17 protein-coding genes and 1 pseudogene are annotated in these 20100 nt (G+C 61.2%); 9 read left to right on the plus strand and 9 right to left on the minus strand.

The features are described from left to right. Complete coding sequence (gene gudD / locus A7317_RS17155) at nt 1–1350, plus strand: glucarate dehydratase (protein ID WP_069076418.1); 1350 nt, start codon at nt 1–3, stop codon at nt 1348–1350. A 36-nt stretch (nt 1351–1386) separates the two neighbouring features. Here the strand turns inward: gudD and A7317_RS17160 are convergent, their stop codons facing one another. Then, nucleotides 1387–2271 (minus strand): NAD(P)/FAD-dependent oxidoreductase, encoded by an 885-nt coding sequence (locus A7317_RS17160; RefSeq protein ID WP_069076419.1) that lies wholly within the window; start codon nt 2269–2271, stop codon nt 1387–1389. A 143-nt stretch (nt 2272–2414) separates the two neighbouring features. Between A7317_RS17160 and A7317_RS17165 the strand changes: the two genes are divergently transcribed. Then, complete coding sequence (locus tag A7317_RS17165; RefSeq protein ID WP_024074931.1) at nt 2415–2852, plus strand: Rrf2 family transcriptional regulator; 438 nt, start codon at nt 2415–2417, stop codon at nt 2850–2852. A gap of 5 nt (nt 2853–2857) precedes the next feature. Here A7317_RS17165 and A7317_RS17170 read toward each other — a convergent pair whose 3' ends face one another. From A7317_RS17170 to A7317_RS17190, 5 genes are all read right to left on the minus strand, one after another. Next, complete coding sequence (locus tag A7317_RS17170) at nt 2858–4303, minus strand: mechanosensitive ion channel family protein (protein ID WP_024074930.1); 1446 nt, start codon at nt 4301–4303, stop codon at nt 2858–2860. A 128-nt stretch (nt 4304–4431) separates the two neighbouring features. Next, nucleotides 4432–5292, minus strand: a complete 861-nt coding sequence (locus A7317_RS17175) for a pirin family protein (RefSeq protein WP_069076420.1) — start codon at nt 5290–5292, stop codon at nt 4432–4434. A 747-nt stretch (nt 5293–6039) separates the two neighbouring features. Beyond that, nucleotides 6040–7269 (minus strand): M20/M25/M40 family metallo-hydrolase, encoded by a 1230-nt coding sequence (locus A7317_RS17180; protein WP_024074927.1) that lies wholly within the window; start codon nt 7267–7269, stop codon nt 6040–6042. A gap of 47 nt (nt 7270–7316) precedes the next feature. Next, nucleotides 7317–8375, minus strand: a complete 1059-nt coding sequence (locus A7317_RS17185; protein ID WP_069076421.1) for a diguanylate cyclase — start codon at nt 8373–8375, stop codon at nt 7317–7319. 71 nt (nt 8376–8446) lie between these two features. After that, complete coding sequence (locus A7317_RS17190; protein ID WP_069076422.1) at nt 8447–9088, minus strand: LysE family translocator; 642 nt, start codon at nt 9086–9088, stop codon at nt 8447–8449. Nucleotides 9089–9232: 144 nt separating this feature from the next. Here A7317_RS17190 and A7317_RS17195 point away from each other — a divergent pair, with 144 nt between their 5' ends. After that, nucleotides 9233–10633: a PLP-dependent aminotransferase family protein gene (locus tag A7317_RS17195; RefSeq protein ID WP_069076423.1), complete on the plus strand. Its 1401-nt coding sequence runs from the start codon at nt 9233–9235 to the stop codon at nt 10631–10633. Nucleotides 10634–10668: 35 nt separating this feature from the next. Here A7317_RS17195 and A7317_RS30105 read toward each other — a convergent pair. After that, nucleotides 10669–11154 (minus strand): annotated as a pseudogene (locus A7317_RS30105) (thioredoxin family protein); the annotation flags it as partial. 266 nt (nt 11155–11420) lie between these two features. On the opposite strand from A7317_RS30105, the gene A7317_RS17205 reads away from it, so the two are divergent. From A7317_RS17205 to A7317_RS17230, 6 genes are all read left to right on the plus strand, one after another. Next, nucleotides 11421–12161, plus strand: a complete 741-nt coding sequence (locus A7317_RS17205) for a response regulator (RefSeq protein ID WP_069076425.1) — start codon at nt 11421–11423, stop codon at nt 12159–12161. Beyond that, nucleotides 12158–13489, plus strand: a complete 1332-nt coding sequence (locus A7317_RS17210) for a sensor histidine kinase (protein ID WP_069076426.1) — start codon at nt 12158–12160, stop codon at nt 13487–13489. Before A7317_RS17205 ends, A7317_RS17210 begins: the two co-directional genes overlap by 4 nt. A gap of 297 nt (nt 13490–13786) precedes the next feature. Next, nucleotides 13787–14515, plus strand: a complete 729-nt coding sequence (locus A7317_RS17215; RefSeq protein ID WP_024074920.1) for a winged helix-turn-helix domain-containing protein — start codon at nt 13787–13789, stop codon at nt 14513–14515. Further along, nucleotides 14508–15263 carry a hypothetical protein gene (locus A7317_RS17220; RefSeq protein ID WP_069076427.1) on the plus strand — a complete coding sequence of 252 codons (756 nt, stop codon included), beginning with the start codon at nt 14508–14510 and terminating at the stop codon, nt 15261–15263. The genes A7317_RS17215 and A7317_RS17220 overlap by 8 nt, the downstream gene beginning before the upstream one ends. 31 nt (nt 15264–15294) lie before the next feature. Further along, nucleotides 15295–15978, plus strand: a complete 684-nt coding sequence (locus A7317_RS17225; RefSeq protein WP_069076428.1) for a winged helix-turn-helix domain-containing protein — start codon at nt 15295–15297, stop codon at nt 15976–15978. A gap of 256 nt (nt 15979–16234) precedes the next feature. Next, nucleotides 16235–17626, plus strand: a complete 1392-nt coding sequence (locus A7317_RS17230) for an undecaprenyl-phosphate glucose phosphotransferase (RefSeq protein WP_069076429.1) — start codon at nt 16235–16237, stop codon at nt 17624–17626. A gap of 350 nt (nt 17627–17976) precedes the next feature. Here A7317_RS17230 and A7317_RS17235 read toward each other — a convergent pair whose 3' ends face one another. Together A7317_RS17235 and A7317_RS17240 are read right to left on the minus strand one after the other, a co-directional pair. Beyond that, a complete protein-coding gene (locus tag A7317_RS17235; protein WP_069076430.1) occupies nt 17977–18924 on the minus strand; it encodes a D-isomer specific 2-hydroxyacid dehydrogenase family protein in 948 nt (315 codons plus the stop codon). Then, nucleotides 18921–20090: an acyl-CoA dehydrogenase family protein gene (locus A7317_RS17240; RefSeq protein ID WP_069076431.1), complete on the minus strand. Its 1170-nt coding sequence runs from the start codon at nt 20088–20090 to the stop codon at nt 18921–18923. The genes A7317_RS17235 and A7317_RS17240 overlap by 4 nt, the downstream gene beginning before the upstream one ends. Nucleotides 20091–20100: the final 10 nt, after the last annotated feature.

A 20100-nucleotide genomic window follows, 5' to 3' on the forward strand; every position in this document is an offset into this window, starting at 1 on the left:
ATGAACACAGAACATCAGCACCACGCCCGCCACGCTCCGGTCGTCACCCACCTGGACGTGATCCCGGTGGCCGGCCATGACAGCATGCTGCTCAACCTCAGCGGCGCCCATGGGCCGTTTTTCACGCGCAACATCGTGATCCTCAAGGACAGCGCCGGGCATATCGGCGTGGGCGAAGTACCGGGGGGCGAACGCATCCGCGAAACCCTGGAAGACGCGCGCAGCCTGGTGATCGGCAAGCCGATCGGCCAGTACCAGGCTATCCTCAATGCCATGCGCCGCACCTTTGCCGCCCGCGACAGCGGTGGGCGCGGCCTGCAAACCTTTGACCTGCGCATCACCATCCATGCCGTTACCGCCATGGAAGCCGCACTGCTCGACCTGCTCGGCCAGTTCCTCGAAGTGCCGGTAGCGGCGTTGCTGGGCGAAGGCCAGCAACGCGATGCAGTGAAGATGCTCGGCTACCTGTTCTACATCGGCGACCGCCACCAGACCGACCTGGCCTACCGCAGCGAAGCCGACGCGGACGACTGGTTCCGCCTGCGTCACGAACCGGCCATGACCCCGGATGCCATCGTGCGCCTGGCCGAAGCCGCCCAGGCCCAGTACGGCTTCAACGACTTCAAGCTCAAGGGCGGCGTGCTGCGTGGCGCCGAAGAAATCGAAGCGGTCACCGCGCTGGCCGAGCGCTTCCCCGACGCACGCATCACCCTCGACCCAAATGGCGCCTGGTCCCTCAAGGAAGCCATCGCCCTGTGCCGCGACCAGCATCACGTGCTGGCCTATGCCGAAGACCCCTGCGGCGCGGAAAACGGCTACTCGGGGCGCGAAGTCATGGCCGAATTCCGCCGCGCCACCGGCCTGCCGACCGCCACCAATATGATCGCCACCGACTGGCGCGAGATGGGCCACGCGATCCAGCTGCAATCGGTGGACATCCCCCTCGCCGACCCGCACTTCTGGACGATGCAAGGCTCGGTGCGCGTGGCGCAGATGTGCCATGAATGGGGCCTGACCTGGGGCTCGCACTCCAACAATCACTTCGATATTTCCCTGGCGATGTTCACCCAGGTGGCCGCCGCCGCACCGGGCGATATCACCGCGATCGACACCCACTGGATCTGGCAGGACGGCCAACGACTGACCAAGGCGCCGCTACAGATTGTCGACGGCCATATCCAGGTGCCCGCCAAGCCGGGCCTGGGGGTGGAGATCGACATGGACGCCGTGGCCCACGCCCACGAACGCTACAAGGGCATGGGCCTGGGCGCGCGCAATGACAGCGTCGCCATGCAGTTCCTGATTCCCGGCTGGAGCTTCGATAACAAACGCCCCTGCCTGGTGCGCTGAGCCGATGCCAGCGAAAAAGTGACAGCCCGAGTGGCGTCAACCGTTGATCAACGAGAAGTGCGCGCCCACCCCGGCGCGCACGCCCTCGGCCACCGCCAACGCCACGGAACCGGCGGCCAGTGACGCATCGCCACAGGCAAACACGCCGGCCACGGAGGTCTGGCGGGTTTCGTCAGTGTGCAGGTAAGGACCGGTGGGGCCGTCGACGCGCCCGCAGCCCAGTTGTTCGGCCAACGGGCTGAGCCGGGTCCGCGACATTGTGAACACCCCATCCAACTGCACGATTCGGCCGTCAGCCAGTTCCAGGTCGGCACGCTCACCGCTGATGCGCGTCACGGCTGCGCTTTCCACGCTGACACCGCGCCGGTCCAACTGCGCCTGTTGCTCGGCATTCGGCGTGAACACGCCATTGGTGAACAAGGTGGTGCTGCCCCAGTCCGGCAACATCAGGGCATGGTGCATCGCCAGCGGCGAGGTGGCCAACACGCCGATGCGCCCTTGGCCCAGCTCATAGCCATGGCAATAAGGGCAATGGAACACCCGCTTGCCCCAGCGCTCCTGCAAGCCGTCAATGCCGGGCAATTCATCCACCACTCCGGTGGCCAGGATCAGCCGCTTGGCCTGGAACTGCCCATTGCATTGGGTGCGCACGCTGAAACCGCCCTGCTCCGCCTCCGCCTGGACCACGCTGTCCTGCACCCAGGTGACCGTCGGGTACTCCATCAACTGGCTGCGACCTTCGGCGGCGATAATCCCGGGCGCCTGGCCGTCCTGGCCGAGAAAGCCGTGGGAGGTCGCCGCAAACCGATTGCGCCGCAGCCCCGCATCAATCACCAGCACCTTGCGCCGCGCCCGCGCCAGTTGCAGGCCCGCTGACAGGCCGGCGTAGCTGCCGCCCACGATAATGACGTCGTGCATCATGGAAGTGACCCCGTGTTGGCGCGCGCGGTGGTCCGTGCGCTTTCACGACACACCATAAGTTACGTAAAAATACCGCGTCAAGTGTCTCGCAACTTTTTAGGTTACGAACGATACTCCCGAGCGAATCGACTTGAGGGTTTTTGATGAGAAATGACACCCGCCTCTCGCGCATGCTGCATGTGCTGATCCATATGGGCCGCCATGAAGCGCGCGCCACCTCGGAGACCATCGCGCAGATGCTCGGCACCAACCCGGTGGTGGTGCGACGCACGCTGGGGCTGCTCAAGGAAAAGGGTTATGTGCGTTCGGAAAAAGGCCATCAGGGTGGCTGGACCCTGGGCAAGCCCTTGAGTGAAATCACCTTGCTGGATATTCACAACGCGCTGGGCACGCCGTCGATCTTTGCCATCGGCCTATCCACCGATCACCCGCAATGCCTGGTGGAGCAGGCGGTAAACGCGGCGCTGACCGACGCGTTCGACCAGGCCCAGGCCTTGTTGCTGGCGCGCTTGGGCGATGTGACATTGGCGCAACTGGCAGATGACTTTGACGAGCGCTACCGCATCGCCATGGCGCCCTGATCGCGTTATAACCCGCGCTTGCGCAACCACTGCAGGAACCCCTTCTTCGCCGGCACCACCGGCGACTCCTGGGTCATGACCTGCGCAGCATGGATGCGGAAATCCAGCAGTGCTTTCATCGCTTCGCCGATGTCATGCCGCGCATCCAGGCACGGCTTGAGGTATTCCTTTTCGATACGGTACAGGGTGCAGAAGGTCTTGGCGGAGAAGTCCGCCGGGGTGGCCTCGTCGGACAAGATCCCGGCTTCGCCAATCACTTCCCCCGGCCCCATGCGCCCGGCCTCGAACTTGTGCCCGCCCTTGACCAGCATCACCGAGACCACGCCGGATTCCACGATAAACAAATGGTCGCTGACCTCCCCCGCCGGCAGGATCATTTCACCGGCACGGTAGCTGTGCAGGGTCATGTTCTGGCTGAAGGTGTCTTTCTCTTCCTGGCGCAACGTGGAGAAAATCGACGAGCGCTCCAGCAACGCCCGCGCACCGGACACCGCCGGCGGCGCGCTGCTTTCAGTGGCGGATAACAGCCCCACGCCCGCCGCCTGCAAATGCCGGAAGGCCAGGTCATACAGCTGGTTACGCACCTCGCGCTTGAGCGGCATGGCCGGCACGAACCCGCTGATTTCGTACTCCACGCCCCCACTGGCCGAGGTCTTGAACGCCACGCTCGGCGCGGGCTTTGCCAGCAGCGGCCGGCAACCTTGCATCGCGCGCTCCAGCGCCTCGATCACCGTTTGCGGGCGTGCATGAGGGCTGACTTGCAGGCACACCGACAAGCCGAACATATCCGCCGGGCGCGAAAAGTTAATGATCTTGGCCTTGGCCGCCAGGGAGTTGGGAATCACCGCCATGCTGCCCTGGGAGGTTTGCAGCCGCGTGGCGCGCCAATCGATGTCAGTGACACGGCCTTCGGTGCCGTCGATGGAGATCCAGTCATCCAGCTGGTAGGGCTTGGTGGTATTGAGCACGATCCCGGAAAATACATCACTCAAGGTGCTTTGCAAGGCCAGGCCGACAATGATCGCCACCGCGCCGGAAGTCGCCAGCACGCCCTTGACCGGGAGGTCGAGCACATAGGCCATGGCGGCGATGATCGCGATCAAGAAGATCACCGCGCCCATCAAGTCCTGCAACAACCGCCCGGTATGCCCGACGCGCTGCATCATCAAGGTGCCGAGCAACACCGTGAGGGTCCGCGCGGCGAACAGCCACCAGCCGATCTGCAACGCGGTGGCCGCCAGGTGCAAGGCCGTGTTGTCGGCATAAGGCGCCAACTGCATGGGGTTCATGCCGTCGTTGAACAGCACGGCGCTGAATACCGCGAAGATCACCAGCCGCGCCGCCAGCTTCCAATTGGCCAGGTTGGCGGAAATCAGGCGCCATACGGCGATGTCGATAAAGATCAGCGCCAGCGCGCATAACATCGGGTGATCAGCGATAAATGAGGGCATCCAGGCGACTCCAGGGTGAATGACGGGAAGATCGCATGAAATGGGGATGCGGGGTATAGCGCAGAACAAAATGTGAGGGCGAGCACGCTCGCTCCCACATCAGGTTTGGCGTCACCTTTGAGTCAGTGCTACATCCGCCCGAACTTACCCGATTGGAAATCGGCAAACGCCTGGTGAATCTCCTGCTCGGTGTTCATCACAAAGGGACCATGCCCAACGATCGGCTCGTCGATGGGTTCGCCACTGAGCAGCAGCACCTTGGCGTCGTCATTGGCCTCCAGGGTCAGTTGGGTACCGTCACGCTCGAACACTGCCAATTGCCCCTGGCGCGCAAGCTCTTCGCCATTGACCAGCACCGTACCGCGCAGGATCACCAGGGCGGTGTTGCGTCCGGCATGCAGGTCCAGGCTAAGCGCCTTGCCAGCATGCAGGCGCAGGTCCCACACATCGATGGGCGTGAAGGTGCGCGCCGGGCCTTGGGTGCCCGCAAACTCACCGGCGATCAGGCGCAATTGCCCGGCCTGGTTGGCCAACGGCAACAGCGGAATATCACCGTCGAGAATCGTCTGGTAGCCGGCGTCGGCCATCTTGTCCTTGGCTGGCAGGTTGACCCACAGTTGCACCATCTCCAGTGCCCCGCCGCTGCGGGCGAAGGCTTCAGAGTGGAATTCCTCGTGGAGGATGCCCTTGGCGGCGGTCATCCATTGCACGTCGCCCGGGCCGATCTTGCCCCCGGCACCGGTGGAATCACGGTGTTCGACTTCGCCGTCATACACGATGGTCACGGTTTCAAAACCGCGATGCGGGTGTTGGCCGACGCCGCGACGTTGCTCAGTGGGGGTGAAATCGGCCGGGCCGGCGTGGTCCAGTAACAGGAATGGGCTGATGTGTTTGCCCAGGGTGTCGTAGGAAAACAGCGTACGCACCGGAAAGCCATCGCCGACCCAATGGGTGCGGGGGCTGGTGTAGATGCCGATCAGTTTCTTCATGGTGGTCCTCCAAAGTGCCTACACCATAAGTCGGCATAAGCTGGAGTACTAGCCGGTGAAAGCAGCTTGGTTCGTTCTACGTATAGGACAATCCGCTGACCCGGCGCTCACGTGCCAATGGGGAAGCCCTATACGCCGCCAACACCTGGCACGCTTGGCCCCGCCCAATCGGCGCGCTACTGCCGTCACATAAATAGCTCAACGACAAGCCGCCAAACCCCATCCCCCTCTTAGCCAACCGTTGGCATTGTCACGCTCACCACCACAATCCGCCGCGTGATATTGCGCAGGGCTCAGGTGAAACCGACGGTCTGCATCGCACGTCGGGAAGGCGCCGGGGCATCCGACAGGGAAATAGTCCGAGGGCTGGTCATCCCTGGCCTATGTGCTGATTGGCGGAGTCCTGGTGGGCACCGTGTTGACCCTGTTGTTTTTGCCGGCGCTGTGCAGCCTGGTGCTGGGGCGGGAGAAGCAGATAAGTGTCGAAACCTCCCACTTGACGGCCGGATAGCCTTCCGGGACACCGCTCTCCAAGGCTATACCGCCCCCCCTGTGGCGAGCGAGCTTGCTCGCGTTGGGCCGCGAAGCGGCCCCAGTCCAGGCGATGGGGATGTTCAGGTCAATCGCGTTGTTTGCTTCAGGGCTGCTGCGCAGCCCAACGCAAGCAAGCTCACTCGCCACAAAGGGAGATGCGATTATCGGCTAAGAGGGGCTCACCCACACTGAACGGATGAGCGCCTATCCCGGTCAGCGCTTTGAAAGCTCCATGATCATCCGGCTCAGCAAGTAGACCCGCGGCGCGACACTTTCCACTTCCGCATATTCTTCAGGCGTATGAATGTTGCCGCCGACAATCCCAAAGCCATCCAACGTCGGTGTCCCGACCCCGGCCGACAAACTCGCATCCGCCGCGCCACCACTGCCTTCAATCGTCAACTGCTTGCCCAATTCCGCATAAATGCCTTGGGCAATCGCCACCAACTTGTCTGACTCCGGTGTCTGCGGCATCGGTGGCAAGCCGCGTTGCAAGCTGGTCTTCACTTGCGTCTCGGGAATCAACTTGTTGGCCGACACCCGCGCCAGATCTTTTTCGATCCGATCGAACTCTTCGGGTAACGCCGCGCGCACGTCGGCCTTGGCGATGGCTTGATCGGGGATGACATTAGTGCGATCCCCGGCCTTGATCACAGTGAAGTTGATGGTGGTTTTCTTCTCTTCATCCCCCAGCTTGCCCAGTTGCAGGATCTGGTGCGCGGCTTCCATGGCGGCGTTGCGCCCCAGTTCCGGAGCGACGCCGGCGTGGGCGGCCTTGCCTTTGACTTCGACCACCGCGGTGGCGCTGCCCTTGCGCCATACCACCAAACCGTCCGCCGGACGGCCGGGTTCCAGGTTCAGGGTGACGTCGTGGGCCTTGGCGGTATTGCGGATCAGCTCGGAGGCGGCGTCGGAGCCGGTTTCTTCGCTGGCGTCGAGCAGGAAGGTGATTTGCGCATAGTCCTTGAAGCCTTGGTTTTTCAGGACCTTGAGTGCGTAGATACCGGCGACGATGCCGCCCTTGTCATCCATCACGCCGGGGCCATAAGCGCGGCCGTCCTTGATGTGGAACGGGCGCTCGGCAGCGGAGCCTTCCTTGAATACGGTGTCCATGTGGGCCATCAGCAGGATCCTGGCCTTGCCGGTGCCCTTAAGGGTGGCAATCACATGGCTGCTGTTGGCGGCCGCATCCGGCACGCGCTCGATACTGAAGCCCAACTGCTGGAGTTCATCGACGGCAATGTCACTGACCTGGGTCAGGCCCGGCCCGTAGCCGGAGCCCGAGTCGATATTCACCAGGCGCTCGAGCAGTTTCAGGGCGTCGGCCTTGTACTGTTCGGCGTCTGCCTGGATCTGTTTATGGGGTTCGGCGCTGTAGGCCGGGAGCGTGAAGGACAAGGCCAGGGTCGCGGCCAGAAGGGTACGGGGGAAGGTAAAAAGCATGCAACGGTCCTTGTTTTTATAGGGAGGTCACGCCACACCCTACCCCACTAGACCGACCGCAACCAAGCCCCCTGCACCGCACTGACGCAGTTGCGCCCGCGGCTCTTGGCTTCGTACAACGCCAGGTCAGCATCATTGAGCCAACTGGTGGAGTCGGCATGCGTGAGTTGATAAGGGGCCAGGCCGATGCTCAAGCTGGCGCGCAAGGTCGGGTCCTGGGCGTAGGCCAGCGCGTTGAAGCGATCACGCAGGGCGTCCATCACTTCGGTGGCACGGTTGAGCGGCATGCCCGGCAGAATCACGCAGAACTCATCACCGCCGTAGCGCCCGGCCAGGTCGGCGACACGCAGGTTCTGGCGCAGCACCTTGCTGAGCTGGCGCAGGACGATATCGCCAGTGACATGGCCGTAGGTGTCGTTGATCACCTTGAAATGATCGATGTCGATCAACGCAATGGCCGCGCCCTGCTGCTCGCGCCGGCAGCGCTGAAACTCGATTTCCAGATGGTCCTTCCAGGCGCCGTGGTTGAGCAGGCCAGACAGGCTGTCGGTGCGGCTCAGGGCCAGCAGTTCGCGCTTATGCCGTGCAAGGTTCAAGGCCTGGCGGTAGCAGATCCAGCCCAGGGCCAGCGGGTAAAGCATGAGGATCGGCAGGCACGCATAGAGCTGTGCCGGCGTGGTCAAGGCAATGAACGCGGGCGTGAATATCAGCAGTGATACGCCAATCCCCAGCCCCTGTGCCACCCAGCCCATCAGCATGAAACGCGGGCCGCCGATGGCGACGTTGTTCATGGTCATCATCGACAGGGTGGTGACGCTGGGCAGCGGGTTGAAGTGCATGGCACCGACCCAGAAGCCGCCGCAAAAGGAGTCGAACAGAAGGTTGCGGCGTTCACTGCGCAGGGCCTGGGGCGCGCGCAATGTGGACTGAAAGGCCAGGTGCGGCCATACGAAGGCGTTGAGGATCATCCAGACCCACACCCATAGGGGCGGGTTCACTGGATACATGCCAAACGCCACGCACACAAAGCCGAGCGTCAGCCCCAGGGTGCGGGATTTATACAAGCGTGTAGCGAGCGGAAGTCCCTTTCCTCCGGCGGCCGGCATGCTCTGATGATCCTATATGAATGCCTGGAGTCTATCAGGGCGGCGGCAATACGCCACTACCGCTTATAAGCTTACAGCCCTGCCGGGGAAAAACCCCGCGCCAGCATCAACGCCACCCCCAGCAACAGCGCAGCCGTGACCCGTTGTAACAGCACCCGCCGCCGGGGGTTTTCCAGCACGTGCCGGATACGCTGGCCGAAATAGCAGTACAGGCAACCGCTGGCACATTGCAGCAGCAGGAAGGTCAGCCCGAGGATGGCGATGTCCGTCGTCGAGCGGTGCCCCCCTGCCCCGGCGAATTGTGGGAACACGGCGCTGAACATAATGAGGGTCTTGGGGTTGGAAAACCCCGTCAGCAAGCCCTTGCCGAACAGGCCGCGCGCGCCCTCGACACTGCCGGCGGTGTCGATTGGCAGGCCGCTGCTGGTCCACTGCTTGTAGGCCAGGTAGAGGATATAGGCCACACCGACAATCTGGATGCCCTGGGTAATCGCCAGGTTGCCCTTGATCAGTTCGGAAAACCCCACGGCAAAGATCAGGATCGAGATCAGGTACGACACGCTGGCACCGACCTGCGCCGGGATCGAATTGCGCAACCCGCCCTTCAAGCCCAGGCTCAGCAGCAACAGGGTCATGGGGCCTGGGCTGAACGTCAGGGTGGTGCAAAACAGCAGAAAGTAGAGAAACGAAGATAGCGTCAATGCGCTCGTCATGGCCCTGGCTCCTGGGATCAGACAGCCGCAGATGGGCCGGATGCCGCGCAGTCTAGGACAGCGGCATTGCGCAAGGCAGGTAAAGTAATGCCTAATTCGCCCAAACTTCACCGGTAAAATGACCGGCAAAGACAAGGAAGCCTTATGTTGGTAACCCCCATCGCTTTTGTCGACGGCACCCCCAAGGTGCAGCAGATTGTCGACGCGTTCAGCCAGTCCATCGAGCAAGGCGAATGGGCACCCGGCAGCAAATTGCCGTCGGTACGTGAGTTGACCGAGACCCTGGGCGTCAGCAAATTCACCCTCAACGAAGCGCTGGATCGCCTGCGCGGGCGCAACCTGCTGACGTCCAGCCAAGGCCGCGGTTTCTTCGTGGCGATGGACACCGCCCGCCCCGCCTCGGCGGCCTGGGTCGACCTGCTGCCCCAGGACCTGCTCAGTGTGTTGCGACGGCCCTTGGTCAGCGCCGGCAGCGACCTGCGCCCCGGCAGCGGCCACTTACCGGAAAGCTGGCTGGACAGCGAGGCGATTCGCCAGGCGATGCGCAGCGTCGTACGTGCGCCATCGCTGCGTATCGCCGGGCTGGGCACGCCGGCCGGGCTGTTGCCGTTGCGCCAGGCGCTGCAACATAAGCTGCACGGCGAGGGCTTGTCGGTACCGGTGGAGCAAATCATCACCACCCCCAACACCGTGCAAGGCCTGGACATGCTGATGCGCCTGCTCGCGCGCCCCGGCGACACGGTGCTGCTGGACGCACCGTGCTACTTCAACTTCCACGCCAACCTGGCCCTGCACGGGGTCAAGGTGTTGACGATCCAACGTCGTCCCGACGGTTTCGACTTCGCCGCCCTCGAACAGCTGCTGGCCGAGCACCGCCCCAGCCTGTACCTGACCACCAGCGTGCTGCACAACCCCACCGGGCATTCCTTCAGCCCTGGCCAGGCGTTTCGCCTGCTGCAACTGACCCAGCGCTACCACTGCCATATCATCGAGGATGACCTCTACGGCGACCTTCACCCCAACCCGCCGCCCCGCCTGGCCGCCCTCGCCGGGCTCGACCAGGTCACCTACCTGTCAGGCTTCTCCAAGATCCTCAGCGCCAACACCCGCGTCAGCTACGTGGTGGCGGCGCCACAATTGGCGGCGAACCTGACCCACATGAAGTTGATGAGCGGCGGCGTGACCTCCGAGCTGTTCGAGCAGATCGTCTACCGCATGCTCAGCGAAGGCAGCTACGCCAAACATCGCAAGCGCATGGTGCAGCGCCTGACGGAGGCCGGTGGGCGGGTGGAGCAATGGCTCAAGCGGTGTGGCTGTGAACTGCCGATGGGGTATGAAGGCGGGATGTTCATCTGGGCGCGCCTGCCCGCCGGTGTGGACGGCGAGCGCTTGGCCCAGGTCGCATTGAAGCAAGGCATGGTGCTGGCGCCCGGCGCACTGTTCGGCTACGACCCGGCCCATCGCGACTCGATGCGCTTCAATGTCGCCCACAGTGACGAAGCGCAGGTGCGGCAGCTGTTCGAGGCGCTGCTGCTCAAGGCGTGACGCGCCCCAGCCGTGCCAGGTGCAGCCGAACGCAACGCCCTGGCTTCCTCCAACAGCGTCTGGATCACCTGCTCCTGCTCGTCATAACGGCCCTCTCCCCAATGGCTGTAGCGCCTTTTGCCGGTGGCGTCGAAGAAGAAATGGGCCGGCCAGGCCTGGTTGTCGAACGCCTGCCAGATCCTGAAGTCGTTATCGATAGCCACCGGGTACCCGATCCCCAGTTTCTTCACCTGCTGACGCACGTTATCCAGCACTTTTTCGTGCTCGTACTCGGGGGTGTGCACGCCGATCACCACCAGGCCGTCCTTGGCATACTTGTTCGCCCACTGGTTCACGTACGGCAAGCTGCGCTGGCAGTTGATGCAGTCGTAGGTCCAGAAATCCACCAACACCACTTTGCCCTTCAGCGCGGCCGCATCAAGCGGCGCTGAGTTGAGCCAGGCCACGGCACCGTCCAGGGACGGCATGGTCGGGTTGGACTGGCTGAAAGGCTCGGCGTCGACGGCTTTGGGCAGCAAGTAACATAAGGCAGCGGCCAGGGCCAGGCTCGCGAATAAACAGCAGATGGTCCGGGTCTTCATCACAGCGTCCTCGGCAGGTGTTCGATGACGTCCATTGAGCCTGCGCGAGGTATCCGGATTGTGTCGAAAAAAGCCCGCGGTATCGGTATTTTAGCCTCACCGTGTATCTGCTTATCGCCAGATACACTGGCATACAAAGGGCACAAGGCAAGGCACCGGGCAGTGACTAGACTGCGCAGCAATAATGACTGCTTGAGGAAAACTGCATGGACCACGTCGATCACATCCTGATCGTGGATGACGACCGGGAGATCCGCGAACTGCTCGGTCATTACCTGAAGAAAAACGGCATGCGCACCAGCGTGGTCGGCGACGGTCGCCAGATGCGCAGCTTCCTCGACACCACCCCGGTGGACCTGATCGTGCTGGATATCATGATGCCCGGCGACGATGGCTTGCAGCTGTGCCGGGAACTGCGGGTCGGCAAGCACAAGGGCACGCCGGTGCTGATGCTCACCGCGCGCAACGATGAAACCGACCGCATCATCGGCCTGGAAATGGGCGCGGATGATTACCTGGTCAAACCCTTCGCCGCACGCGAGCTGCTGGCCCGGATCAACGCGGTGCTGCGCCGCACGCGCATGCTGCCGCCGAACCTGGTGGTCAGCGAAACCGGGCGCCTGATCCGTTTCGGGCGCTGGCGCCTGGACACCACCGCGCGCCATCTGCTCGATACCGACGACACCCAGGTGGCCCTGAGCGGCGCGGAATATCGTCTGCTGCGCGTGTTCCTGGATCACCCGCAACGGGTACTCAGCCGCGACCAGTTGCTCAACCTGACCCAGGGTCGCGACGCGGACCTATACGACCGCTCCATCGACCTGCTGGTCAGCCGCCTGCGCCAGCGCCTGCTGGATGATGCCCGCGAACCGGCCTATATCAAGACCGTGCGCAGCGAGGGTTATGTATTCTCCCTGCCGGTGGAAATCCTCGGGGCCGGACAATGAAGTGGCGCCTCGGCTGGCCACGCACGCTGGCGTCGCAGTTGTCGCTGATCTTTCTGGTCAGCCTGGTGTGTGCCCATGGCCTGTCCTTCAGTGCGCAGTTCTACGAGCGCTATATCAGCGCGCGCACCACGATGCTGGATAACCTGGAAAACGATGTGGCCACCTCGGTGGCAATCCTCGACCGCCTGCCCGCCAATGAGCGCGCCAGCTGGCTGCCGCGCCTGGACCGGCAGAACTATCGCTACCTGCTCAATGCCGGCGAAAGCGGCGAACCGATGAACAGTGATGACATACCAATGGCGGCCGCGTCGATCAGGCATGCCCTGGGCGAGCATTACCCCCTGACCTTTCGCACGATCCCCGGCCTACAGAAACACTTTCAGGCGCACCTGACGCTGGCTGATGGCAACCCGATCACCCTCGACGTACGCCCCGCCGCCCAGCCCGTTGCACACTGGCTGCCGGTGGTGCTGGTCCTGCAACTGGCGCTGCTGCTCGGCTGTACCTGGGCGGCCGTGCGCCTGGCCATCCGCCCGCTGACCCGTCTGGCCCGCGCCGTGGAAACCCTCGACCCGAACGCCCACCCGACGCCCCTGGACGAAACCGGCCCCACCGAAGTCGCCCACGCCGCGGTCGCGTTCAATGCCATGCAGCAACGCATTGCCGAGTACCTCAAGGAACGCATGCAGATCCTTGCGGCGATTTCCCACGACCTGCAAACCCCCATCACCCGCATGAAACTGCGCGCCGAACTCATGGAAGACTCCACCGACCGCGACAAACTGTGGAGCGACCTCGGCGAAATGGAGCATCTGGTGCGCGAAGGCGTGGCCTACGCACGCAGCGTGCACGGCGCCAGCGAGGCCAGTGCACGTATCAACCTCGACGCATTCCTCGACAGCCTGGTGTTTGACTATCAGGACATGAACAAGCGCGTCAGCCTGTCTGGCAGAAGCGCTCGGGTCTTCGACACCCGCCCCCACGCACTGCGCCGCGTGCTGGTCAACCTGGTGGACAACGCGCTGAAATTTGCCGGCAGTGCCGAGCTGGAAGTAGGCGTTACGGCGACGGGCGAACTGTCGATCAAGGTGCTGGACCGCGGCCCCGGGATTGCCGAGGGTGAACTGACGCAAGTGCTGCAGCCGTTTTACCGGGTGGAAAACTCACGCAATCGTGACACCGGCGGCACGGGGCTGGGGTTGGCAATTGCGCAACAACTGGTGGTGGCGATTGGCGGGGCGCTGACCTTGAGCAATCGTCTGGGCGGCGGGTTGTGTGCCGAGATTCGCCTGGGTCGGCCAGTCAGTCGGCCGCGCAAAGACTTATAGTGCGAAGGGGCTTGGTCGACACCTCACGATCCTCCACATATGACAAATACTAAACTGCCATCACGGACAAAGACCGCTTCACCTAAATTACTTATCACGCATTAAAAAACTGCACTAGCATATGTCTACAGCCGCACAAATACCCTCGCAACACCCCCCGCTCACCGCGTTCACTCCTATAGAATAAACGAACGAATGTTAAAATTTGTCACGTTTTGCCGTAATCAATTCGATTAGTATCTAAACGCTAGCAGCGATTGAACTGTCGGCCTTGCATGCCGGAAAAGGGAGTAGGTGATGCATTTTTCCAACGTCCTCGCTATTGCACGGACTCCGTCTAAAACCGAGGATTTTAGAGCGCTTATAGTTCGCACTGTACCGAATGATTTAAAAGTCGATACACGTAGCTACGGCCAACTAGTTGACTCACTGGATGACCCCGTCAATTACCGCGCCATCATTATAGAAATCGATACGCCCTCTGCCAGCCATCAAACTCTGGACATCATAAAGAAGACACGAACCCAACATCCGGGTTGCATCATATGTGTCGTGGTGACATTTGCGTCCACCCAGAGCAAGACCAAATACTATTTGGCCGGCGCCGATTACTGCATCAAAGTAGTCGAAACTTCCCCCGAGAAAAAACTCGATTTAGTCGATGCGTTTCTGAATGAAACGTATCGGTCGGATTCTTGCGAACTGATCCTCGACCAGGACCGCATGTGCATTTACGGCGGCGGCCAAAAGTTAGAGATCTCCTTCGTTGAAATGAAGGTACTCGAAGCACTGATTCATAAGCGACTGCTCAGTCATGACGAAATCGCCGCGGTCATGGGGCTCAATACCAAGTTCTACGATTCCCGCGCCCTGGAAAAATCCATCAGCCGCCTGCGCAGCAAGATCAAGGCGCAATATGGCGAAAACATCATTCAGAATATTCGAGGCTACGGCTATAAATTAAGCCGCGGGATTATTTCTGCCAACCATCTGCACCCTGTCAAGGAGAGGTCGAATCGTGAATAGCGAGAAAATATCACCTGCAGGCATTGCCGAGTTCAAGTTCCTGAGGCAGGCGATAGTTGAACGAAACTGCACGCTATGGGGAAGTGAAACTCGCGTCGACAGCACGACCAACTTGCTCACTCATGCGCATGAGCTGCATCCGATGTGCCGCGAACAACTGCAATGTGCCTATCGTGAGGCCCTGCAACTGTTGACGCCACGTTCAACGAACGCAACCCGAAAACTACCAGCGGCTTCGCGTTACCCGGCCATGCATAAGTTCCTGCGCATTGACCAATCGGCACTGATGTGCCCAGACATGCTCAAGCAGTTAATCCAAACTTCCGATACGTTGGAGCAGTACAAACAGCAACTCGTCATCAGCGTAGAAAACCCCTTGGACGCATTGCCAAGTCCAGTGGAGCGCAGGGCCATGGTGCGCCAGCTTTATACCCTGAAAGACCGCAGCGGTATCAAACTTGCCTACAACAACTACAAACTCGATACAAAGCCGGCTGACCTGCTGATAGAACTCAAGCTCTATGACTATATAAAAATGCCCTTTCCGGACACGGCCATCCGCTTGAGCCTAAATACGCACTCCGACCTGTTCAATCGGCTCTACGACCGTATGCTAGAGCTGATAAGCGTCACGCGCGTGTCATTTATCGCGGACCAGGTTGAATTTTCCGACAGTGCCATGCTCGCCAAACACCTGCCTTTTAATTACTTTCAGGGCGGTTATTACTCGCCCGCTGAAAGTTTATAGTTTTCTCCCCCCACTGATAACGGTGAACACGATGAGCTCACTCAAAAAGCACGCCTTCTCGCCCGCACCTGTGCCTATTGCGCTTCAGGATTTTGCACCCAACGTCGAGTTGACCTATCGCGACCACACTTATACTTTACGGGACAATACCGTGAGGGCCACGCTAACGTCTGCGGTGATCGACACTCCGTTGCATCACAACCACTACTTCACCCCACCGACAAGTCACTACATTGTCATTGATAAACTCAACTTCTCAACTACCCCGTCAACACCGGGCCTGCAAGCTGCTGCACAACCGTCCAGTGACAGCCACTTAAAATCTCAACTTACCAACACTAAGACACATCGCAATCTCCAGGAAAACAACGCTGACTTCACCGCGCTGCACACGCCGGACTTTTGGTTACTGACACAACAGGATCGGATACTGGTTAAAGGTGGCCTGCGTATTTCATTAACCACGATTGAATCGGCGCTGATCAAGAAGATGCTCCACCATGAAGAACGGGTGGTCAGCAAAGAGGAACTGATCCGCAACATCGGGCGCGAACCTGAACTGTATCGCGGTCTGGAAATGTGCCTTAGCCGCCTCCAGGAAAAATTCAAACGGGTTAACGACGGCGAGCGCTTGTTTCGTTCAGTGCGAAATCGAGGCTATTGTTTGACGCAGAAGATAAAAAAGTCACTGGAGCTCACCACGCAACGCCACTAAAACAAAAATAATACACTTACACAATAATCACCCTGCCACCCACCACCCTATTAAAACTGCCTTTTTATAACAACCCCCCTCCTCGTCATACAGCTACTAGATACTGCCATGACCCTGTTATAAGTCGTCAGCTACTGCTCCCTACCGTTGATTACTATCCCCTTGTGCGCCTCTGCGCGCCTGTCGTTTGGTGGTTATTAACGCCACGTGTCGCTTAACTCTGCCACCACGAGTGGTCACCACTGGGAGCAGTAGCATGCTGAATAACCAAAGAATGCATCGTCATCTAACACCTAAAGGCTTGACCTTCTGGGGGCAATGGACACTGGCCTCCAGCCTGGTCGTGGCATTACTATTTGCATTGGTTGTTTTAAAGACAGGCCAACTTGACTATTACTATCGGGCATTGGCCGCTTTTACGATACTTGCCTCTCTACCGGCGTATATGTTGTGCGATGTGTACAGCAAGAAAGATGATTATGGCGTGGGCCTGGGGCGGCTCTTCATGGGCTGGCTGCTAACACTGATTATTTTATTAGCCGTGGGCATCGCCTGTAATGCCGGGGCACTGTTCCCCCTGGAGATCCTGTTACTGTGGGCCGCCACCAGCTACGCGCTACTAGCATTATGCTATATCCCTATTCATAGTCTTTCCCGTTATTACCACAACCAACTTCACGAGCGGCATAAATCGCTGATCGTCGGTACGGGCAAGCTCGCCGCAGACCTGGCCACCACCCTGTCCCGGCGTAAACGCTCGCCCCTGGTTGGCTTGGTCGGCGCCCGCGACACCGCTGCGCCGCAGCTGCAGTCGCAGATACTCGGCGAGCTGCCGGACCTGCCGCAGTTGATTCGCCAGCACGGTATCCGTCGGCTCTACATCACCCATTCACTGCAGGAAGCCACGCATATCGAGGCGTTGTACATCAACCTGTTGGACATCAGCGTGGATGTGATCTGGGTGCCCGACCTCAATAACATGCTGCTGCTCAACCACTGCGTCGCCGAGGTGGATGGCTTGCCGGCGATTTTCCTCAATGAAAGCCCACTGACCAGCCGCCCGACCGCGGCCCTGAGCAAGTCGCTGCTGGACAAGAGCCTGGCATTGCTGGCGATCATCCTGCTAAGCCCGTTGTTGTTACTGTTCGCCGTGCTGATCAAGCTCACCTCTCCCGGCCCGGTGATTTTCAAACAGGACCGGCACGGCTGGAACGGCCAGGTGATCAAGGTGTGGAAATTCCGCTCGATGCGTGTGCATGACGACAAGGAAGTGCGCCAGGCCAGTCGCAACGATTCGCGCATCACCCCGGTGGGCCGCTTCATTCGCCGCACCTCCATCGATGAACTGCCGCAATTGTTCAACGTATTGCAGGGGCACATGGCGTTGGTCGGCCCACGCCCCCATGCGGTGGCGCACAACGACTACTACTCCGGGAAGATTCACGCGTACATGGCACGCCATCGCATCAAGCCCGGTATCACCGGCCTGGCACAGATCAATGGTTGCCGCGGGGAAACGGAGACCCTGGAGAAGATGCAAAAACGCGTCGACATCGACCTGCGCTACATCAACAACTGGTCACTGTGGCTGGACATCAAGATCCTGCTGAAAACGCCGTTTACGCTGCTGTCCAAAGACATCTACTAGATCACTGTGGCGAGCGGGCTTGCCCGTTAAGGCTTTTTGTAGGAGCGAGCTTGCTCGCGAAGAACTCACAGGCGCCGCGTTCATTCAGGAAGCACGCGTTATCGTTAACGTTTTTCGCGAGCAAGCTCGCTCCTACAGAAGCCGATTAGGGCTTGCCCTCATGCCGTTGTAGGAGCGAGCTTGCTTGTGGCGAGCGGGCTTGCCCCGCGTTGGGCTGCGAAGCGGCCCCAAAACCAGGCACCGCGGTGTGTCAGTTAAAAACACATCGCCTGTGATGGGGCCGCTTCGCGCCCCAACGCGGGGCAAGCCCGCTCGCCACAACAAGCCCTCTCCCACATGGTTGAACGGCGTCAGGCGTTAGCTAGATTCGATAGTTCGATACCTGAAACGTAGCGTTCCAGATTCGCCAGGAACGTATCGGCAATCTCGTTGCGGCTATTGGTCGAGATCGCCGAGGTGTGCGGCGATAACCGCACCCGTGGGTGGCTGTACAGCGGGTGCCCATCCGGCAGCGGCTCCGGCTCGGTCACGTCAAGCGATGCCAGGCCGACCTGGCCGTTATCCAACGCCTCCAACAACGCCTCCTGATCCAGCAACCCACCGCGTGCGATGTTGATCAGGTGCAGCCCCGGCTTGGCGCTGCCCAGCACATCACGGTTGATGATATGCCGCGTGGCCTCCGTCAGCGGCGCTGCCACCACCAAGTGGTCGGCGCGGGCGAACAGGTCATGGATATCCGCCGCCGCCTGCACACCGTCAACACCCAACGGCGTCGAACGGTGGCGCAGCGCGACCACCTTGATGCCCAGGCCCAGGGCTTTGTGCGCCAGGCTTTGGCCAATTGCGCCGAAGCCGAGGATGCCCAGGGTGGTGCCCTTGAGCGGACGCAGGGCGGTGAAGTTCCATTGCGAGTCCTTCACCCAGATGTCCGGCAAATGCTTGGAGGCGGCAAAGATCGCCGCCAGGGCGAACTCGGCCAGGTTGTCGGCGGCGCTGCCCCGGGAGGTGGTCACCGGTGGGCCGTTGAACAGCCATTGCGGGTAGAAGTCGATACCCGATGAGACCAGGTGCACCCATTGCGCACCATAGGGCCAGCCCGGCGGTGGGGTGTCCGGTGCCGTGTAGCCGTGCACGTTGATCGGGCGCAGCAGCAGGATATTCGCCTGGGGCGGCAGGTCGCCTGGCACGCCCACCGGCACGCCGATCACCTGGGCTTGAGGGTGGATCGCAGTGACGCGCGCGCGGATCACGTCGTTGTAGTCTTCGCCCAGTTGGCTGGCAATAATCACCTGACTCATGTGCGTTCCTTCTGGCGTTGGGCGAAGACGGCTTTGCCGACGCCTTGCAGCACGGCGTCGTTCTGTGGGGTATGCACGCGGCTGCACAGCACGTCGCGGTAATGCCGTTGCAGCGGGCTGTGTCGCGACAGGCCGGGGTTGCCGGAAGCCTCAATGGCCAGCTCCACCGCACGGATGGCGTTACCGGTCACCAGGTACTTCAATTGAGCCGCATTGGCTGCCGGGGTGTGGCCTTCGGCGGCAGCGTCCAACAGGCTGCGGTTGGCAAACAACAGGGTGTCGATATGCCCAACGGTTTCCTGGAAACGCGGCAGGGTGGACAGCGCCGCGCCGAGGTTGGACGGCGTGCGTTCTTCCAGCCAATTCACCAGCCAGTCCCGCGCGGCCTGGGCCACGGCGTCATACACCGAGGACAACAACACCGACATCCATAGGAAATCCTCGCTATCCAGCTCGGGCTTTGGCGCGCTCCAGGGGCTGACGCTGACGGCGTGATCCAGCGGCACCAGCACGTTGTCGAGCACCACTTCATGGCTGCAAGTGGCGCGCATGCCCAGGTGGTCCCAGGTGTCGATGATGCTCACGCCGGGGCTGTCCTTGGGCACCAGCCAGATGCCCACCAGTGGGTCTGGGTCATCGCTGCGTGCCCATACGCTGAACCAGCTCAGGCCATGGCTGCCGCTGGAGTAGATCTTGCGCCCGCTGATGCGCCAGCCATCAACGGTGCGCACCGCCGTGGTCGCCGGCAGGCCCCCGCGGGCCGGGGTGCCGAGGTCGGGTTCGACGCGCAGGGCATTGATCAGCGCGCCGTTGCGTACCGCCTCTTCGGCGACTCGCACGCGCAGGTGCCGGGGCCAGGTCTTGCTGTCTTGCAGGCGGGTGTGTTGCAGGTACTGCATGACCAGGATCAGTGCCGTGGACGGTTCACCCTTGGCAATCGCGCTGATCGCCTTGCGCGCCTGGGGCAGGCTGGCTCCGCCGCCACCGAGGGCCTTGGGCACGGTGAGGGCGAGCAGGCCGTGTTCATGCAGCAACGTGAAATTGTCGTGGGGGAAGGCACCGCTTTCGTCGTACAGGTGCGCGGTGCTGGCCAGCTCGGCGCCGAGGCGTTCGAGCAGGGCATCGAAGTGGGCGACTTCAACGGAGCGTAGAGACGGTTGGGTCATAAGAATGTAC

It is taken from the genome of Pseudomonas fluorescens (genome assembly GCF_001708445.1).
Classification (GTDB): domain Bacteria; phylum Pseudomonadota; class Gammaproteobacteria; order Pseudomonadales; family Pseudomonadaceae; genus Aquipseudomonas; species Aquipseudomonas gorinensis.

What these genes read in the sequence shown, in the direction of transcription:
- A7317_RS17175 (WP_069076420.1), bottom strand. Translation starts at nt 5,292, where the DNA reads ATGAAGAAACTGATCGGCATCTACACCAGCCCCCGCACCCATTGGGTC.
- A7317_RS17240 (WP_069076431.1), bottom strand. Translation starts at nt 20,090, where the DNA reads ATGACCCAACCGTCTCTACGCTCCGTTGAAGTCGCCCACTTCGATGCC.
- gudD (WP_069076418.1), top strand. Translation starts at nt 1, where the DNA reads ATGAACACAGAACATCAGCACCACGCCCGCCACGCTCCGGTCGTCACC.
- A7317_RS17160 (WP_069076419.1), bottom strand. Translation starts at nt 2,271, where the DNA reads ATGATGCACGACGTCATTATCGTGGGCGGCAGCTACGCCGGCCTGTCA.
- A7317_RS17165 (WP_024074931.1), top strand. Translation starts at nt 2,415, where the DNA reads ATGAGAAATGACACCCGCCTCTCGCGCATGCTGCATGTGCTGATCCAT.
- A7317_RS17230 (WP_069076429.1), top strand. Translation starts at nt 16,235, where the DNA reads ATGCTGAATAACCAAAGAATGCATCGTCATCTAACACCTAAAGGCTTG.
- A7317_RS17235 (WP_069076430.1), bottom strand. Translation starts at nt 18,924, where the DNA reads ATGAGTCAGGTGATTATTGCCAGCCAACTGGGCGAAGACTACAACGAC.
- A7317_RS17170 (WP_024074930.1), bottom strand. Translation starts at nt 4,303, where the DNA reads ATGCCCTCATTTATCGCTGATCACCCGATGTTATGCGCGCTGGCGCTG.
- A7317_RS17210 (WP_069076426.1), top strand. Translation starts at nt 12,158, where the DNA reads ATGAAGTGGCGCCTCGGCTGGCCACGCACGCTGGCGTCGCAGTTGTCG.
- A7317_RS17190 (WP_069076422.1), bottom strand. Translation starts at nt 9,088, where the DNA reads ATGACGAGCGCATTGACGCTATCTTCGTTTCTCTACTTTCTGCTGTTT.
- A7317_RS17215 (WP_024074920.1), top strand. Translation starts at nt 13,787, where the DNA reads ATGCATTTTTCCAACGTCCTCGCTATTGCACGGACTCCGTCTAAAACC.
- A7317_RS17225 (WP_069076428.1), top strand. Translation starts at nt 15,295, where the DNA reads ATGAGCTCACTCAAAAAGCACGCCTTCTCGCCCGCACCTGTGCCTATT.
- A7317_RS17195 (WP_069076423.1), top strand. Translation starts at nt 9,233, where the DNA reads ATGTTGGTAACCCCCATCGCTTTTGTCGACGGCACCCCCAAGGTGCAG.
- A7317_RS17205 (WP_069076425.1), top strand. Translation starts at nt 11,421, where the DNA reads ATGGACCACGTCGATCACATCCTGATCGTGGATGACGACCGGGAGATC.
- A7317_RS17180 (WP_024074927.1), bottom strand. Translation starts at nt 7,269, where the DNA reads ATGCTTTTTACCTTCCCCCGTACCCTTCTGGCCGCGACCCTGGCCTTG.
- A7317_RS17185 (WP_069076421.1), bottom strand. Translation starts at nt 8,375, where the DNA reads ATGCCGGCCGCCGGAGGAAAGGGACTTCCGCTCGCTACACGCTTGTAT.